Origin of the sequence: Pseudomonas sp. MF6767 (assembly GCF_016405475.1) — a bacterium.
Lineage (GTDB): Bacteria > Pseudomonadota > Gammaproteobacteria > Pseudomonadales > Pseudomonadaceae > Aquipseudomonas > Aquipseudomonas paracarnis.
In genome coordinates, this window is the sequence record NZ_JAEKCY010000001.1 from 582,810 (window position 1) to 599,897 (window position 17,088).

14 protein-coding genes are annotated in these 17,088 nt (G+C 61.4%); 5 read left to right on the forward strand and 9 right to left on the reverse strand.

All coding sequences use genetic code 11. The annotated features are described in order from the left end of the window. Positions 1-73: 73 nt before the first annotated feature. The 9 genes from cfaB to JFT58_RS02695 form a co-directional block, all read right to left on the reverse strand. Positions 74-1,258, reverse strand: coding sequence for a C17 cyclopropane fatty acid synthase CfaB (gene cfaB / locus JFT58_RS02655; RefSeq protein WP_014720571.1), 1,185 nt, complete (start codon positions 1,256-1,258; stop codon positions 74-76). Between the two features lie 87 nt (positions 1,259-1,345). Beyond that, complete coding sequence (locus JFT58_RS02660; RefSeq protein ID WP_054896093.1) at positions 1,346-2,134, reverse strand: HvfC/BufC N-terminal domain-containing protein; 789 nt, start codon at positions 2,132-2,134, stop codon at positions 1,346-1,348. After that, positions 2,125-2,970 (reverse strand): MNIO family bufferin maturase, encoded by an 846-nt coding sequence (bufB, locus tag JFT58_RS02665; RefSeq protein WP_054896094.1) that lies wholly within the window; start codon positions 2,968-2,970, stop codon positions 2,125-2,127. Before bufB ends, JFT58_RS02660 begins: the two co-directional genes overlap by 10 nt. 67 nt (positions 2,971-3,037) lie before the next feature. Then, complete coding sequence (bufA2, locus tag JFT58_RS02670; RefSeq protein WP_003195792.1) at positions 3,038-3,289, reverse strand: BufA2 family periplasmic bufferin-type metallophore; 252 nt, start codon at positions 3,287-3,289, stop codon at positions 3,038-3,040. 116 nt (positions 3,290-3,405) lie between these two features. After that, the gene (locus JFT58_RS02675) at positions 3,406-5,292 is read right to left on the reverse strand and encodes a cation-translocating P-type ATPase (RefSeq protein WP_054896095.1); all 1,887 of its coding nucleotides are present in this window, start codon (positions 5,290-5,292) and stop codon (positions 3,406-3,408) included. Then, positions 5,289-6,323, reverse strand: coding sequence for a protease modulator HflK (gene hflK / locus JFT58_RS02680; RefSeq protein ID WP_003195796.1), 1,035 nt, complete (start codon positions 6,321-6,323; stop codon positions 5,289-5,291). The genes JFT58_RS02675 and hflK (JFT58_RS02680) overlap by 4 nt, the downstream gene beginning before the upstream one ends. Continuing rightward, positions 6,320-7,321, reverse strand: a complete 1,002-nt coding sequence (gene hflC, locus JFT58_RS02685) for a protease modulator HflC (RefSeq protein ID WP_161793234.1) — start codon at positions 7,319-7,321, stop codon at positions 6,320-6,322. Before hflC ends, hflK (JFT58_RS02680) begins: the two co-directional genes overlap by 4 nt. A 9-nt stretch (positions 7,322-7,330) precedes the next feature. Then, entirely contained in the window at positions 7,331-9,256 is a 1,926-nt protein-coding gene (gene hflK, locus JFT58_RS02690; protein WP_054896112.1) for a protease modulator HflK, read from the reverse strand. 134 nt (positions 9,257-9,390) lie between these two features. Then, a complete protein-coding gene (locus tag JFT58_RS02695) occupies positions 9,391-11,913 on the reverse strand; it encodes an RHS repeat-associated core domain-containing protein (protein ID WP_052200009.1) in 2,523 nt (840 codons plus the stop codon). A gap of 430 nt (positions 11,914-12,343) precedes the next feature. Between JFT58_RS02695 and JFT58_RS02700 the strand changes: the two genes are divergently transcribed. Genes JFT58_RS02700 through JFT58_RS02720 form a run of 5 tightly spaced genes read left to right on the forward strand, consistent with a single transcriptional unit; the run spans position 12,344 to position 17,087 of the window. Beyond that, positions 12,344-12,964: a CDP-alcohol phosphatidyltransferase family protein gene (locus tag JFT58_RS02700; RefSeq protein ID WP_014720578.1), complete on the forward strand. Its 621-nt coding sequence runs from the start codon at positions 12,344-12,346 to the stop codon at positions 12,962-12,964. Positions 12,965-12,974: 10 nt separating this feature from the next. After that, entirely contained in the window at positions 12,975-14,723 is a 1,749-nt protein-coding gene (locus JFT58_RS02705; protein WP_054896096.1) for a bifunctional alpha/beta hydrolase/class I SAM-dependent methyltransferase, read from the forward strand. 2 nt (positions 14,724-14,725) lie between these two features. Continuing rightward, positions 14,726-16,024, forward strand: a complete 1,299-nt coding sequence (locus JFT58_RS02710; protein ID WP_054896097.1) for a phosphatase PAP2/dual specificity phosphatase family protein — start codon at positions 14,726-14,728, stop codon at positions 16,022-16,024. Then, positions 16,014-16,457: a hypothetical protein gene (locus tag JFT58_RS02715; RefSeq protein ID WP_054896098.1), complete on the forward strand. Its 444-nt coding sequence runs from the start codon at positions 16,014-16,016 to the stop codon at positions 16,455-16,457. Before JFT58_RS02710 ends, JFT58_RS02715 begins: the two co-directional genes overlap by 11 nt. A gap of 9 nt (positions 16,458-16,466) precedes the next feature. Continuing rightward, positions 16,467-17,087 carry a lysophospholipid acyltransferase family protein gene (locus JFT58_RS02720; protein ID WP_034129175.1) on the forward strand — a complete coding sequence of 207 codons (621 nt, stop codon included), beginning with the start codon at positions 16,467-16,469 and terminating at the stop codon, positions 17,085-17,087. Position 17,088 lies beyond the last annotated feature (1 nt).

The window sequence follows — 17,088 nt, forward strand, 5'->3', positions numbered from 1 at the left end:
CGTTCATTCAGCTAGTACGCGTTATCGTTGACGTTTTTCGCGAGCAAGCTCGCTCCTACGGTTTTGAGCGTGATCAGCGGTAGAGGTCTTCCCGCGTCCACGGCAGTTCATGCCCGCCATCGGCATGGGGTTTCACTGCCAGTATCTGGTGCAGATTGATCCAGCCTCGGGCAAACGCATAAGCGCAGCCAGCCAGGTACAGCCGCCAGATGCGTAGCGCCTGTTCCGGTACCATCTTCGCCGCTGCTTCCAGGTTGTCTTCCAGACGTTCGCTCCAATGGTCCAATGTGCGGGCGTAATGCATACGCAGGCTTTCGACATCGACCACTTCCAGCCCTGCTTCACTGATCTCGGCGGTCATCATGGCCAGGTGCGGCAGTTCGCCGTTAGGGAACACGTAGCGCTCGATAAACTCGCCGGCGCCTCGGCCTACGGGGCGGCCATCGGTGTGCTTGGCGGTAATGCCATGGTTCATCACCAGACCACCTTCACGCACTGCGCCGAACAGGGTCCGGCAGTACTGCGCCAGGTTGGCGTGGCCGACGTGTTCGAACATGCCCACGCTCACCACTTTGTCGAAACGGCCGTCCTGGGGCAGGTCGCGGTAGTCGAGTAATTGCAGGTCGACCTGGTCTTCCAGGCCTTCGGCTTTCACCCGCTCCTTGGCCAGCGCCAGTTGTTCCTTGCTCAAGGTGATGCCGAACACCTTGACCCCGAACTCCCGCGCGGCATAGCGCGCCAGCCCGCCCCAGCCGCAGCCCACATCCAGCAGATATTCACCCGGCTGCAGCCGCAACTTGCGGCACAGGTGGCGGAATTTGTCTTGTTGGGCCTGGTCGATCGACTCGCTGCCGGTTTCGAAATAACCGCAAGAGTAGGCCATGTCCTGGTCCAGCCATAGCTGGTAGAACTCGTTGGACAGGTCGTAATGGTAGGAAATGGCCGCGGCGTCGGTGGCCTTATCGTGAATCGAGCGCACCGGACGACTCTCCTCGTCGTCATCGACCAAGGCGTGACTCAACTCGTCACATACCCTGATCACTTCGGTGATGGAGCCTTCCAGCTCCAGCTTGCCCTCGACGAAGGCTTCGCCCAGTGAGTCGAGCGTTGGATGGGTCAGCCTGGATACAACCGTGGGATCCTTGACCACGATGGTGACGCTGGGCTCGGGGCCCAAGTTGAATTCATGGCCGTCCCAGAGTCGAAGACGCAGCGGTAGCTGAAGATTCTGTAAGGCCGGTGGAAGTTGCGCGAGCATGAGTAGTCCCCCCTTGTTTCAGACGTCTGCTGTGAGGGTAGACCATGCCAAACAAAGTAGGAAGCTATCGAATGAATAGCCCCCCTTCTATGGCGCTCGGCGCTCGAGCAAACCTTCCTGGACCCACTGTTTCAGCCAAGTGGCCGCTTGCAGCGACGCCCCCTCTGAATAAGTGACCGCCAGCTCAATACACAGTTCTGAAAAGTTCCAGCCCATGGTCACCATGCCCGACAGCGCACAGGCTTCAGCGGCTTCCAGGCTGCGGTAGTGGCAGCGGTTCTGGTTGCGCCACACCAGGCAGATTTGCGCCGGTTCCAGCGCCTGGCTGCCGGGGAAATCCGACTCATCCTTGCTGGCTCGCCAGATCGCCACCGTGTTGAAACGGCAAAGCAGCTGCTGCACCGAAGGCGCCAGCGCAACCTGCAAGGTGGGCCAGTCTTCAGGCGCCAAATGCGCCATGTCATTCAAGGTCAGCGGCTCCCCTTCGGCGGCGTCAAACGCCAAGGTGAACGCCCACTCCAGGCGTGCCAACTCAGCCAAAGGCGCACTTTGCGCAGCCATCAAATGCTCAACGATAAACATCGCAAAGCGCTCGCCCAACCAGCGCACGCTGTAATGGGCCGACGGATAACGGCGGATGTAGGCCTCGGTCAGTGAGCAAAACTGCTCATCTCCCAGCCAATACCAGATGGCACCGAAGTCATGGCGCAGCACCTCTTGCAGTCGCGACAGATAGGCGTTGTGGTAAATCGCCAGGCCGGTGTCCACATCCAACGTCGGCCCTCCCAGCAAGGTGGCGGCAAAGCCACTGCTGGCCGCGGGCGCTTCGGATAATAGATGCTGTTCAAACGCCAACTGCCAGTCGATCAGGCGCATAACGCTCTCCGGGCCAAGGCGCTGGCACCCAACTCACGGGCTTTGTTCAACTCGGTGAGCAACTCTTCGAAGGGCGGAAAATGGTCATCGCGTTCCAACAAAGTCGACACCGGGCCCAAATGCTCCAAAGTTTGCTGATACAGCGCCCACACCGGGTCGCACACTGGATGGTCATGGGTATCGACCACATAGTCGCCATAGTCCATATGCCCCGCCAAGTGTAGTTGGCGAATGCTTTCGGCTGGCAGGTTACGAATGAACGTCCAGGCATCAAAGCCATGGTTGCGTGCGCTGACGTAGACGTTGTTGACGTCCAGCAGCAACTGGCATCCGCTCAGGTGGGCCAAGGCGTTGAGGAACTCCCACTCGGTGAATTCATCCGCCTTGGAACGCACGTAGCTTGAGACATTTTCCAGCACCAGCGGGCGCTGCAACACGTCCTGCACCTGACGCACGCGGCCGGCCACGTGGTAGAGGCTTTCTTCGGTGTAAGGCAGGGGTAACAAATCATGTAACTGATGCGCGCTGCCGCGGCTCCAGCACAGGTGATCGGAAATCCACGCCGGCTGAATGCGCTCTGCGAGCTGTTTGATGTGGTTCAGGTAATCCGTATCGAGGGCATGTGGCCCGCCGATGGACAACGACACACCGTGCATCACCAAGGGGTAACGTTCGGCTATCGCATCCAGGTAGTACAAGGCCTTGCCGCCCTGTACCAGGTAATTCTCGGAGATCACTTCGAACCAATCCACGGCCGGCGACTGTTCTAGGATCTGGTGGTAGTACTCACTGCGTAAACCCAGGCCGTAACCCAGACTTGGAAGGGACGCGGACATGACTCACTCCAGGGCAAAGTGTCCGCAGCGGTAGCAGGCAGCCGCCGCGGTTGCACTTGTTTGCCGGTTACTCGCCGACTTTACCGCCAGCAGCGTCGCAGGCCGATTTGGTCATGGCCTTGAAGCCCATCCCTTTACACTCGCCCTGGCCCTTGCACGCGTGGTCCTTGGTTTTGCAGTCGTTCATACCTTTGCAGGAGGTCACGCCGTAGCAGTGAACGGTGGCGTCTGCCGCTTGTACCTGGGTGGCCACACCCGCGAACAGAGAAGCAGCGGCCATTGCGAGGGCGGCACCAGCAGCAGCGGATTTAATGCTCATTGTTGTATTCCTCATGATCAGTAGTGGAGCCGGTCCGAACGGATTGTTCAGTCTCGACACAGCACTAGAGTGAGGCCTCCTGTCGGCGTTACAGCCGTGAGCAAATATTTCTGAAATTATTCGTCGAGTTTCAACAGCGGCTCCTGGAAGCGCAGTAAACGCCCGGCGTTCCCCAATACCAGCAAGGTGCTGAGGTTATGCAGCACCGCCGCGATCATCGCGCCCGCCGCCCCCAGCCAGCCAAATGCGGCGAACACCACAATGGCCAGTGTCCAGCCCAAGCCAATGATCACATTGACCTGCAACGTCTGCCGACACTGGCGACTCAAGCGCACACAGGTGCCCAGGCGGCGCAAGTCGCTGCCGATCAACACCACGTCCGCCGAGGCCAGGGCGATGTCCGCACCGCCCGCGCCCATGGCCACGCCGACCACGCCGGCCTTGAGCGCCAGGGAGTCGTTGATGCCGTCGCCCACCACCATTGGCCTGAAACCACTGCTGATTTCGCCCAGCACGCGGTTGAGCTTGTCTTCCGGCAGCGCTTGGGCTTCGACATCACTGATGCCCACGTCCAGCGCCAGGCTGTCGGCCACGCTTTGGCGGTCGCCGGTCAGCAGCAGTTGGCGGCCCAGGCCCAAGTCACGCAGCTCTTGCAGGGCCTGGCGCGCTTCGGGTTTGACGCTGTCGGCCAACAGCAGCCAGGCGAGGAACTCGCCGTTCAACGCCAGCCCGGCAATCGGGCCATCATGGGTGGGCACGGCGGTGGTGACGATGCCCAACTGTTCAAACAACTCCGGCCGTCCCAGCGCCGCTTCGCCCTGCTCGGTCTGGGCGACCACGCCCAGGCCCTGACGCTCGCGGATGTCGCTAAGCACCAGCATCTGCTCCTGGGTCGCCAACCCCGCCAACGCTCGGCTGACCGGATGACTGCTTGCCGAACCGAGGCTGGCCGCCAGGTTCAGCAGCGCTTGGCGATCCGGCGCGGCGGTCTCGATGGACTGCAAACGCAGGGTGCCAAAGGTCAGGGTGCCGGTCTTGTCGACCACCAGTGATGTCAGGTCGGCCAGTTCTTCCAGGAACGCCGAGCTGCGAATCAGAATGCCATGGCGCGCCGCCACGGCGATCCCCGCAATAGCGGTGGCCGGCGCCGACAGCACCAAAGCGCACGGACACGCCGCCACCAACACCGCCAGCATCGCCTGCGCATCGTTGGTGACAAACCAGGTGACCGCCGCCAGCAACAGCACCAACACCATATAGCTGCCGGCGTAGCGCTCCAGCAGCCGGGTGATCGGCGGCTTGGAACGCTCGGCGTTCTGCATCAGCGCAATGACTTTGCCCAACGTCGATTCGTTGCCGGTACGCGTGACCTCAAGGCGCAGCAGGCCATCGAGGTTGATCGCCCCACCAAACACCTGCACGCCCACGCTGGCTTCCAACGGCACCGACTCGCCGGTGATCGGCGCCGTGTCCAGGCTCGCCTGGCCGGACAACACCACGCCATCGGCCGGCACGCGGTCACCGGCACGCACTTCGACGATATCGCCGGTGTTCAAGGTGCCGTTATCCACTTCGGTGATGCTGCCGTCCGCCTGCACCAGGCGGGCGTGGCTGCGGGTGAGTTTGCCCAGGGCATGGATCGCTTCCTGGGAGCCAATCACGCTGCGCTCTTCCAGCACATGGCCAAAGATCATGATGATCGGCAGCAACGCGGCGGTGAGCAGATCACCGGTGGCCCAGGCGCCGAGCATGGCCAGGGCGATCAATTGGTCGGTGATGCCGTGCAGGCTCGGAAAGCGCAGGCTGTACCAGGCCGAACGCATCACCGGCACCGCCACCAACAGGGATGCCACGCCAAGCAGCAGCTGGCTGACGCCGCTCTGGTCGGGCGCGAGCCAGCGCCACACCAGGCCCAGCACGAGCAAGCCCAGGGCGAGCATCGCCAAGGTCAATTGCCGGGCAGCGCTGCGCTGCTCGGCTGAGGTCAGCATGGGTGCGCTCATTGCTCGGCTCCCTGGATGATCAAACGGGAGTCGTCTTTGGGATCGACGGTGGTCACGGAACCGGCCTGGCCGAGAATTTTCGGCAAGCGTTCGCGGTACAGGCGCAACAGCAAACCGGGGTCTTTGACCTGGGCGAGGCTGGCAACGGTAGCGGTCTGCGCCTGGGCATTGGCCAAGCGCTCGCTGGCCTGGGCATGGGCGACTTGCACCTGGCGGTCAGCCTCCTGGTTGGCGGTCTGGGTGAGTTTTTCCGCTTCAGTGCGGGCGTTGGCCACGGCTTTATCAGCCTGCTGGCTGGCGGTCAGTACCGCGTTGAACGCATTCACCGCAGGCCCTGGCAGGCTCGATTGCACATCGACGCGGGTGGCTTCGATACCCAGCCCCAAGCCGCTGGCCGCCAACTCCGCCAGGCGTTTGTTGATGCCTTGCACCAGGTCGCCGCGCAGCCGCTCACGCCGTTCGGCGGCGCCATTGTCGCTGCCGATCAGTTCCGGGCGTGCTACCAGGATGGTGTCCAGATCCCGCGCTGCGGTGAGGGCCACGGCGCTGCGTGTCACCAACCGATCCAGGGCCGGCAGCACGTGGTCGCCCTGCAACACAAAGGCGTAGGGTTCGGTCACCTTGTAGAACACCCGCACGTCCAACTGCACCACCCCGGCATCGCCGGTCAGCAGGTAGCCGGAGCCGGCCAGGGCATCGCTCAAGGGGGTGGCGAAACTGGCCACGCGATCGGCCTGCAGCGCCGCATCGGAACGCAGCAGGTTTTCCACCCGCCGTTCGATCACCCGGTCGGCCGCTGGCAGCAGGACGACTTGTTCGAAAGGCTGCGGCCAAGCCAGCAACAATCCGGCGTTCTGAATGCGATCGAGGGCGCCAAAATGCAGGACCACGGCGCGATTCTGCGGGTCGATCTGGCGCACATTGGAAAAGGCCCAGGCCAACGCCGCCAATACGGTGACCGCGTACAGTGCCAGGAACGTCAGGCGCCCGGCCTGGATCCACGGGCTGTCCGGGCTTTCAGGCTCGCTCATGGCTGCAGGTCCTTCGGCCCATCCACCAGGGCGCGAAACGGCGCGGCGTCGGTGCGCAGGATGATCTTGGTCCCCGGCGTGACCACCGTGCCCAAGGTATCCAGCGAACGCAGCAGGTTGTACAGCTGCGGATTGCCAGCGTAGGCGCGGCCATAAATCTGCGCGGCTTCAACCCGCGACTGCGCTTCGATGTCGGCGGCTTTCACAGTGGCATCGGCCTGCATGATGCGCGCATCACGCTCGGCAGCGGAGCGGATCTGCGCCGCTTCGCGCTTGCCCACGGCGGTGCGTTCGGTGGCGATGGTTTCACGCTCGGCGCGCATGCGGTCAACCGTGGCGGTGAGGGTCACCGACGGCAACGTCAAGCGCTCGATACCGACCTGCGCCACGCGCACACCATAGGTGGTGAGCAATTGTTGATCAATCTGCTGGCGCAACTGCGCTTCAAAATCGGCAATGCGCACTTGGCTGGCGTCGGTATTGATCAAGCTGGAGAGGTCAAAACTGGCCGCCGTGGTTTCCAACGCCGAGCCGACGAAGGTACGAATCTGCCGCGCCGCCTCATCCGGCTGGTTCTGCACCGCACGCATAAAACGCTGCACGTTGTCGGCATCGCCCTGCACCTGCCACGCCACATAGGCCTGCACAATAATCCGCAAGCCATCGCGGGTGCCCACATCCTGCAAGCCGCTGGACGTGGTGCGCAGGCGCAGGTCCACCGGGATCGCTGCTTCGAACGGTGCCGGCCAGCGCCAGCCCAGGCCCGGCTCCAGCAGCACGCGCGCAGGGTTGCCGAAGCGGGTAATCACCGTGGCCTCGCCGGAACGCACTTGCACCAGGCTCGCCGCTGCCACGGCAAACAGCACCAGCAACACCGCCCACGCCATGCGCCGCCAGGGAAAAGGCCCGGTCGCCTGCTCATCGCCGTGATGGTGATGGTGGTGGCCGTGATGGTGGTGATGACCGTGATCATGATCGTGGGAATGAGCGCTCAACAGACGAACTCCTTATTGAACGGCTTTGCGCGGCGCCGACGGGTCGGCGGGCAAGGTAAAAGAACGTAGATCGATCGTCGGCGCACTGTCGGCACCCAAACGATGATCCAGAATAAGCAGCTTGGCCTGGGCCAGGCCCTGGCTCAGTTGGCCCAGGTACTGTTCCAGCACGAAGGCTTGGCCCGCAGCGGCGTAGGCTTTTTGTTCGGCGGCAAAGCGCAGGTTCGCTGCTTGGGCGCCGGCATTCACTTCGCGGGCACTGGCCTGGGCCTGATCGCGGGCGGTACTGGCTTGAAGCAGCGCCTGGTTGGTCTGTTCGCTGGCGGCACCGCGTTCACGGGCGATCAAAGCCTGGGCGCCAATCTGCGCGGCTTGCACACCGTGATAAGCGTTGGCGGCCCCGGCCGGCGGATGGATCGCCTCGACCACCGTGGCGAGGATTTCCACACCGCTGTCGAGGGTTTGCAGGTCGGCTTGCACGCTGCGACCAATCTCGTCGGCGAGGCTGGTGCGCTCCTCCCCGAGTAGTTCATCCAGGGTGCGCGAGGCAAAATCGTGCACCAGGATGCGGCTGGCGGTGCTGCGGATCAGGGTCGGGATATCCGCGCTGTTGTAGGTGGCGGCAAGCGCAGCCTGATCGGTGAGGCCGATGCGGTAGACAAAGCGCACGTCCATATTGACTATCTGGAAGCCCTGCTTGTCGCCGCTGCTGCTGGCAATAACCTGGGATTTGTCATTCACATGGCTGGCGTCCCACAGGCGGTTGGCGATCAACGGCGCCGGGCCTTCGGCTGCGGCCAACTGCGGTGTGGCGGCGTCACTGACGCTGGTCGCCAGCTCATGCACCACGCCGTTTTCCACGTTCAGTACGCGGCCCAACGGCCACGGCAAACCCGCATGCAGCCCGGGGCCGAACACCTCAACCGGTTTACCAAAACGCTCATAAATCCCACGGCCTTGCAGGGGCACTTCATGCACACCGGTCAGCGCCCAACCTACCGCCAGCACCACCAGCAACACCGGGAAAAACGCTCGGCGCATGTAAGTGAAGGCCCAGATCTGGCGCAGGTCGATGCCAAAACGGTTGTGCAGTTCATGCTGCAACGCCAGCAAGGGTTGCGGCGGCCAACGCAGCAGGCCGGCGATAAAACTCTGCGCCATCAGGCGCGGTTCGAGACGCGGCTGGCGCGGGCTGAACAGCGAGAGCACGCCCCTGAGCAGGAATTCCAGCGCGACCAGCGCCGGCAGGAGCCCGATGAAGGTGGCCAGGCGCAGCGGCCAGACCGACTCCGCATTGGCAAACAGCAGGCAGATCGCGCTGAGCACCAGGCAGATAATTGCCATCCGGCTCAACTGCGCCAGTTGCGAGGCTTCCGGCCATTGGGCGGCAGTTTCCTGGGCCAGGCGGCGTTCGAATACCAGCAGGCCAAACGCCAGGGCCAATGCGAGCGCTGCGCCAATACTTGCCGATTGCCCGATGGCAGCAGCGGGCAAGCCCAGGTTCCAGAACTGCAGGATGCTGACCAGTGCCAGCAACGACCAGCCGCCCAACCACAGCACCGGTGCGCCAATCTGCGCCAACAGGCCGTTGCCGAACCGGTTGATCAGGCCCTTATGCCAGGGTGTGGGCTCGATGGATTGTTCGACCGCTTCGCCGCGCGGCACTTCCAGCGCCTGGGCACGCCAATCGGCCACCCACCAGGCCGACTGCAAGCCGGCCACCAGCAGCAGCAAGGCCGACGCGCAGTTGATCAATACCACCGGCCAGATCGACACGGGTGCAAACAACGCTACGAACAGCGCCAATATCCAACCACTGAGGGCCAGGGTTGTCAGGCCGATACCGGCCTGGCGCAATCGACGGGCGTGGAACAGCCCCTGCTGAAAACGCGCGAGGCCTTCAACCGAAGCCCCGTCAGCCTCTAGATCCACTTGCATCTGCTCAACGCCCACTTGTACACAATTCGTTACGATATAACACGAAGCGTGAAATTTTTGTTCTCAACCCCGTTCGCACATTTAGGTCGAGGAGCACTCGCAAAATATCCGTCGGCTGTCCGGCCTTCACAGAGTTACCTCAGGGCACGTCGGGCACTGCTACCTTGAATGACTCTACGCATGTTTCGCCAAACACGATGGGCAACCCGTGAGACAGGGTTGCGCGCCGCACGGCGCAAGTCTCGCTCTACTGCTCGAGTCAAAGCCTCCAGGGACGGGCTCCTAACCATCGGAGCGGGTTCGAGAACAGGCTGAGGCTCGACATGAACCTCTATGATGTCAACGTCCGCCCCCAGTTGATAATCGTAAACTTCCTGTCGCGTGATACCCGTAGCACGCAGGCCGAAAGCAGTCATGATTCTCTGAGTTGAACGGCCATTGCCCTCACTGGCCAAAAACCGCTCCAGCATGCCTTCCTGCTGCTGCGTAGCAAGCAGAGCCTCATTGTTTTGAACGTTCCAGCGCACAATGGCTTGCGGTAAAACACCGTAAAAATTGTTATGCCTTGAAATCATTTCATACTGATGCCAGGTAACGTCGGTAGCATTGGGCCCCTCTACTGGCGCACGGTAGTTTTCCATCAAGCGCCAGCGGCCGGGCAAGAATTCGTTTCTGAACCGATACCTGCCTGGGATTGAAGCAGACGTGTAAGTAGACTCAACGCGGTGCTCGCCATACATACGGTGAGTCATGCTCCTCTCCACGGCGTCCCGGCGCTCGGCGGCGACGTGAGCATCCACGTCACGACGCCGGAATGTCTCTGGATTCTGTCGATAAGCCGGAACATGGGCACTGGAGGAATTATCCGAATAGTCGTCGGCGACTTCCGGAGCCCTGCCATCGTGGTCTCGATACCGGAGCGGATTATTTCGGACCATTCGATACAGATTCAGCCCATCGATTTCGCCCGAGGGATCCGGGTTGATCCAGCGCATCAGCCATGGCGCATAGTAACGCGAACCGTAATAGTACAATCCGGTCGCATCCCGCTCTTGGCCTGAATAACGGATGGTCTTGCCATTAACATGAGTCTGACTTCTGGCCGCCCACCACGCTGTACCACCGAAGGGGTAATACCCCTCATGACTGATCACGTCACCATATTCATCGAGTTCCAACGCAACGCTGCCCAGATGGTCATCAACGTTGTAGCGCCACTGTGGGACAGGTAGTCTCTTGCGACCGTTCGCTCGCCAGTTTAACCGTCGAACTTGACTGCGCCCTAACGCCACGCTGATGACATGCAGGACTTCTCCCGTCGCCGTATCGCTGTGTATCTCCAAACCCGGCAGATACATGACCTGGGCCACATGCTCAACAGACTTTGCCTGCCACACTCGTACCTTGCGTCCACGCTGCCCAGTGCCATGGTAGAAATACCGTTCGTTATCCGCAGGCCCCGCCTTGCGCAGCACCTGGGTGACTTGGTGCAATTGATTACGGGCGTCCCATGTCATCCTCTGCGCGCCGTCCAACATCAACAAATTGCCGTTTGCATCAAACCCATTGGCTAAATCCGGTGGATTCATCTCATCGGCCATGTACATGCTTCGATTACTACGCTCGGCTGTCTTCATCATGCGCAAGGGTTCGCTGCCATGCTTGAGCGTGATTAGATTTCCGCCGAGGTCATAGGTGTAAACCTGCGTGTAGTTACGCAACCGACTCGCGTCACCTCCTCCTGGTAGTACAACACCGGGCAGGCCAGGCTGAATGCCGGCCAGGACGCTTTCCCGTCCGGTGGCCTCAATCAAATGGTAAAGCGTGTCGTAGCGATAAGTGCTAACGGGGACAATTCGTTGAGAATCAAACCATTGGGTTGGTTGTGCCCGGTCCTCCAAGCATTGCAGGTTACCCACGGGGTCCCACTGATAATGTAGGTCCTGGAGTACTTTATCCTGCCGGATTGTGTTCAGTCGTAATAGTCGCCCACTGCGGGCGTCGTAGCCGGGCCGGGAAATGACACCATTACCCGCCAGCTGGGATTCGACTTGACCACAAGCGTTATAGCGGACCGCGCTGAGCAGCAATTGCTCCGGTTTTCCATCCTCAGTCAGACTGGATTGAACCAGTTCACCCGCCACGTTGTAGCAATGGCTCTGCACATTCGCCAACGCATCGGTTTGGCGGAGCAACTGATTCAACGCATCGTGATGCCATTGCGTGAGATACCGCATTGCCGCGCCTTGGTGATCTGTCTCCAATAACGCGTCGCGCTCATCCAAAGACTCAGGCCAATCCGCGGGTACCAATGCCTTGAGAAACTGTTGAGTCTGGCCTGCAACGTGCCCCAGCAAACCGTAATCGACAAAAACCTGGCTGCCGACCCCATCGTCATGCCGAACCAGCCGACCGCAACGATTGCCCATTTCAGTCGATGATCCGTACGTCAGCCGCTCGACGAAGGTCTGGAGAGTGGTCGCTGACTCTTCGCTCACACTAACCTGACGTATTTGGGAGTCATAGCACACCCGCCGGACAGTACCCCGCCCATCCCAACTATGCAGCGTTTGAGCTGCGTCGCCCACAAGGTTGACACGCCAGCCCGCATCTACGCTTTCAACACGCAACAGCTGGCCCGACAGACTATGGGTCATAACTTGGTTGGGCTCCCCTGTTTCACCACCCGTTGCCCACAATCGCGTGTCCCATTGTGCATGCACTCGACCAAGGACATCGCGCGAATACCTTTCGGTACGTGCCTGCAGTGCCTCGTCTAATGTCTGTCGGTGATACGCAACGACCGCTACTTGCAACCTACGCGCGTCTGTCACCCTCAGAGTCGGTGTCTGTCGGTGCAAAGTCGAAGACATTTGCGACCCTCTGCGTGTGTAGAGATGTAACTATAGACACGAACTCGATCACCTGCTGTTGAGGCCCATAGGACGCTCCCACAAGCGGTGATTGATTATGCTCAAGAGCGTGACTAATCCCCTATAAACACGAGCCATCACTGGTGTCGGCTGCGATTAGTCGGCACACTTCAGACAGTTTTTCGCGGGTTCACGGACAAGGAAGCGCCCCCCCATGATTTCCATCTACCAACTCAAGCCGCGTTTTCAAAACCTGCTGCGGCCTCTCGTGCAGCGCCTTTATGACAACGGCACCACCGCCAACCAGATCACCGTGCTGGCCGGGGTTGTTTCCCTGCTGGTGGGGCTGTTGATCGCGGGCTTTGCCCAACACCTCTGGCTGTTTGCACTGATCCCGCTGTGGATGATTGTGCGCATGGCGCTCAATGCCATCGATGGCATGCTGGCCCGGGAATTCGGCCAACAGTCGCGCCTCGGTGCTTACCTCAATGAATTGTGCGATGTGATCGCCGACAGTGCGCTGATCCTGCCCTTTGCATTGATCCCCGATGTGAGCCTGGCGCCGGTGCTGCTGGTGACGCTGCTTGCGGTATTCAGCGAATACGCCGGAGTGCTGGGGCCGATGGTGGGCGCGTCGCGCCGTTATGACGGGCCCATGGGCAAGAGTGATCGGGCGTTCGTGCTCGGGGTGCTGGCCACGGGCGTGGCGCTGGGCTGGCTCGGCGCCGGTTGGGTGGAGGCGGTGATGTGGCTGGTCGCCGCCCTGCTCGCCTATACCTTGGTCAACCGGGTGCGTCAGGGCCTCAAAGAACAACAATCTCTCCCTTCTGCATAAGGATTTTGCGATGCGCGAACAGCAACAGCACACCTTCAGTACCCATGATGGCGTCGAGCTTTTCTATCGGCACTGGCCGGCCACGGCAGGTGTCGGGCCGCGCAAGGCGATCCTGTTGTTCCATCGCGGCCATGAGCACTCGGGGCGTATTGCCCACCTGGTGGATGAACTGGGCCTGCCTGAATTCGACTTCTTCGCCTGGGACGCCCGTGGCCACGGCCAATCCCCAGGCGAGCGCGGCGACAGCCCCAGCTTTGCCACCAGCGCCCGCGATGTGCAGACTTTCTGTGACCACATCAATGCCACCTACGGCATCGAGGAGGAAGGCATCGCCGTCATCGCCCAAAGCGTCGGCGCGGTGATCGCGGCCACCTGGGTTCATGATTACGCGCCAAAAATCCGCGCCCTGGTGCTCGCCTCGCCAGCCTTCAAGGTCAAGCTGTACGTGCCCTTCGCCCGCCCCGGCCTGGCACTGATGCGCAAGTTTCGTGGCAACTTTTTCGTCAACAGCTACGTCAAGGCCAAGTTCCTCAGCCATGACCCCGAACGCGTGGCGTCCTACGACAGCGATCCACTGATCACCAAGGCCATTTCGGTGAATGTGCTGCTGGGCCTTTACGAAGCGGCCGACCGGGTTGTCGCCGACGCCCAGGCGATCCAGGTGCCGACCCAACTGCTTATTTCGGGCTCCGACTTTGTGGTGCACCGTAAACCCCAGCAGCAGTTCTTCGACCGCCTCGGCAGCCTTAAAAAAGAGCTGCATATCCTCCCCGGCTTTTTTCACGACACCCTCGGCGAACGTGATCGCGTCGTGGCGGTGACCAGCGCCAAGCGCTTTATCTTGCAGAACTTCGCCCACCCGCTGGACCGCGCTTCTTTACTGGATGCAGACAAACTTGGCGCCACGTGCGCCGAATCCGAATCCCTCGCCGCGCCGTTGCCACGCAATTCACTGCGCGACCTGTACTGGCGCATGACCCGCGCCAGCATGGGCCTGGGCAAGAACCTGTCGGATGGGGTGAAGCTGGGCTTCGACACCGGCTTCGATTCCGGCAGCACCCTGGACTACGTGTATCGCAATAAGCCTACCGGCAAGGGCGGGCTGGGGCGGATGATCGATACCAACTACCTCAACTCCATCGGCTGGCGTGGTATTCGCCAGCGCAAGCTGAACGTCGAAGAGCTGCTGCGCCTGGCCATGGCCAAGCTGCGTGATGATCACCGCGAAGTCCGTATCGTCGATATCGCCGCCGGCCACGGCCGTTACATTCTTGAAGCCTTGCAGGGCGTCTCGCCGTTGCCGGAGTCGATCCTGCTGCGCGACTACAGCGATATCAATGTGCGCGACGGTGGCGCGCTGATTCGCGAAAAGGGTTTGGGGGACATCGCCCAGTTCGTCAAAGGCGACGCGTTCGACCGCGCCGACCTGGCCGCCCTCGACCCCAAGCCGTCCCTGGCCGTGGTGTCTGGCCTGTACGAATTGTTCGCCGATAACGCCATGGTCGGCGGTTCACTGGCGGGCCTGGCCGAAGCCGTGGAGCCAGGTGGTTACCTGGTCTACACCGGCCAACCTTGGCACCCGCAGTTGGAGCTGATTGCCCGTGCGCTTACCAGCCACCGTCAGGGTCAGGCTTGGGTGATGCGCCGGCGCAGCCAGCCGGAAATGGACCAACTCGTCGAAGCAGCGGGCTTTCGCAAGATCACCCAGCGCGTGGATGAGTGGGGCATTTTCACCGTGTCCCTGGCACAGAAGATCTGAACATGCGCGAAACCGGTTTATTGAAACCTGCGGTGCTTTGGCTGCTGCTGTTGGCGCCGCTGTTTTTCAGCACCTACGGCTTCGCCACCTGGGTCACCAGCCAGCGCAGCGACGTCGGCACCCTGGTGTTCGGCTGGGAAACACACATGCCGTTCTGGGCATGGACAATCGTGCCCTACTGGTCCATCGACCTGCTTTACGGCTTCTCGTTGCTGCTACCCAACACGCGTCATGAGCTCAAACAGCATGCGCTGCGCCTGCTGAGTGCGCAGGTGATAGCCGTGAGTTGCTTCCTGATCTGGCCACTGCGCTTCACGTTTGAGCGGCCGGAACTGGACGGTGTGTTCGGTTGGTTGTTTGCGGTGCTGGCCGGTTTTGACAAACCCTTCAACCAGGCGCCTTCGCTGCATATCGCTCTGCTGGTGATCCTGTGGGTGATGTACCAACGGCATACTCAAGGATTCTGGCGTTGGGTGGTGCACGGCTGGTTCGCGCTAATCGGGGTTTCGGTGCTGACCACTTATCAACATCACTTTATCGACTTACCCACAGGCGCCCTCGCGGGGTGGTTGTGCGTGTGGTTATGGCCGGTGGAGCACCCGAGCCCCTTACTGAATGCACGGCTGACGCGGGATAACCAACGATGGCGGCTAGGGATACGCTATGGGCTGGGCGCAGTGATACTGACAGTGCTGGCCTGCGTATGCGGTGGCGCTTGGCTGTGGCTGCTATGGCCTGCGGTTTCTCTGGGGTTGATCACGGCCAACTACCTCGTACTCGGCGCGTCGGGCTTTCAAAAACGTGAGGATGGCCACCTTACGCCTGCGGCACGCTGGTTATATGCACCTTATCTAGCGGGCGCCTGGATCAATTCGCGGCTGTGGACGCGCAAACATCCTCAGGCCGATCCGATTGTGGATAACGTCTGGCTCGGGCGTATTCCTGCCACCCGCGAGCTGGGTTCATTCAAGGCCATTGTCGACTTATGCGCCGAACTGCCGATTAATCCACAAGGCCGTGCTTACGCCTGCGTGCCCGTGTTGGACCTGATCGCCCCAACCCACGACGAATGCTTGAAAGCGGCCCACACCATTGAACGCCTGCAAGCGAGCGGCCCCCTGTTGGTGTGCTGTGCCCTAGGTTACTCACGCAGCGCCACCGCCGTCGCCGCCTGGCTGTTGAACACGGGGCGAGCCACCACGGTTGAGCAAGCGCTGGCTATTATTCGTACAGCGCGGGCCGATGTGGTCCTGCACCCCGAACACCGTCAAGCATTGGAGGGTTTGCCAAATGCCTGCTGATATGGAACTCCAGGTCGTCGCCAGCCTGTTGCGCCGCGGCCGCTCCCTGGATCAGTTATCCACAGGCCTGACGTTGCTAGGCGTGCTGTTTGGCCTCGCCCAGCTGCTGTTGGCCAGCATTTCCACCATTTGTCTGCTGTTGGCCCTGTGGATGATCGTGCTGGGCCTGCTGCAAAAGTATTGGGCGCTGCGGGTGGCCTTCGACGCCGACCTGTTCGCCCTGCTCGCTCGCGACACCACCCGCACGCCAGACCTGGACCAGGCCCTGCAAACCCTTGGCCTGCAATCGCCCAAGCGAGCCGGTCGGCCATGGACTGAACGCCGTCGCGGCGCCCTCAAACTGCTGCGTAAACAAGCCTGGCTGCTGGGCGCGCAAGCGCTGTTGACCCTGGGCGTCATTCTCGCCAGCCCTTGGCTACCTTTCGCCGGATAAGGAATTCCCATGTTCGAACCCGTGGTCGCCACGCTGATTACTTCCATGGCCCGCACCGTCACTGGCGCCCGCAGCCTGTGGCTGGGGTGCGCGCCGGTCCCGGTGCAGCGGATCTACTTCGCCAACCACAGCAGCCACGGCGACTTCGTCCTGGTGTGGGCATCACTGCCGCAGAACCTGCGCAAATTCACACGCCCGGTGGCTGGCAGTGATTACTGGAACAAGAGTGCGCTGCGCCGCTACATCATCAATCGAGTGTTCAATGGCGTGCTGATCGACCGTGAGCGCAAGGACCCTGTGGACAACCCATTGCAGCCCATGCTTGCGGCGTTGGAGGGCGGCGATTCGCTGATCATTTTTCCCGAAGGCACGCGCAATCTGGAGGATGGCTTGCTGCCGTTCAAAAGCGGTTTGTACCACCTGGCAAAGAGTTACCCACAGGCCGAGCTGGTCCCGGTGTGGATAGCCAACCTGAACCGGGTTATGCCCAAGGGCCGCGTATTGCCACTGCCCTTGTTATGCACCACCAGCTTCGGTGCCCCCCTGCAACTGGAAGAAGGCGAAGACAAAGCCGACTTCCTTGCCCGCAGCCGCGACGCCCTGCTCGCCCTTGCCCCGGAGCATTCCTGAG

Bases quoted from the DNA above. Each gene is read 5' to 3' on its own strand.
- cfaB (WP_014720571.1), bottom strand. From the start codon at position 1,258: ATGCTCGCGCAACTTCCACCGGCCTTACAGAATCTTCAGCTACCGCTG.
- JFT58_RS02660 (WP_054896093.1), bottom strand. From the start codon at position 2,134: ATGCGCCTGATCGACTGGCAGTTGGCGTTTGAACAGCATCTATTATCC.
- bufB (WP_054896094.1), bottom strand. From the start codon at position 2,970: ATGTCCGCGTCCCTTCCAAGTCTGGGTTACGGCCTGGGTTTACGCAGT.
- bufA2 (WP_003195792.1), bottom strand. From the start codon at position 3,289: ATGAGCATTAAATCCGCTGCTGCTGGTGCCGCCCTCGCAATGGCCGCT.
- JFT58_RS02675 (WP_054896095.1), bottom strand. From the start codon at position 5,292: ATGAGCGCACCCATGCTGACCTCAGCCGAGCAGCGCAGCGCTGCCCGG.
- hflK (WP_003195796.1), bottom strand. From the start codon at position 6,323: ATGAGCGAGCCTGAAAGCCCGGACAGCCCGTGGATCCAGGCCGGGCGC.
- hflK (WP_054896112.1), bottom strand. From the start codon at position 9,256: ATGCAAGTGGATCTAGAGGCTGACGGGGCTTCGGTTGAAGGCCTCGCG.
- JFT58_RS02695 (WP_052200009.1), bottom strand. From the start codon at position 11,913: ATGACCCATAGTCTGTCGGGCCAGCTGTTGCGTGTTGAAAGCGTAGAT.
- JFT58_RS02700 (WP_014720578.1), top strand. From the start codon at position 12,344: ATGATTTCCATCTACCAACTCAAGCCGCGTTTTCAAAACCTGCTGCGG.
- JFT58_RS02705 (WP_054896096.1), top strand. From the start codon at position 12,975: ATGCGCGAACAGCAACAGCACACCTTCAGTACCCATGATGGCGTCGAG.
- JFT58_RS02710 (WP_054896097.1), top strand. From the start codon at position 14,726: ATGCGCGAAACCGGTTTATTGAAACCTGCGGTGCTTTGGCTGCTGCTG.
- JFT58_RS02715 (WP_054896098.1), top strand. From the start codon at position 16,014: ATGCCTGCTGATATGGAACTCCAGGTCGTCGCCAGCCTGTTGCGCCGC.
- JFT58_RS02720 (WP_034129175.1), top strand. From the start codon at position 16,467: ATGTTCGAACCCGTGGTCGCCACGCTGATTACTTCCATGGCCCGCACC.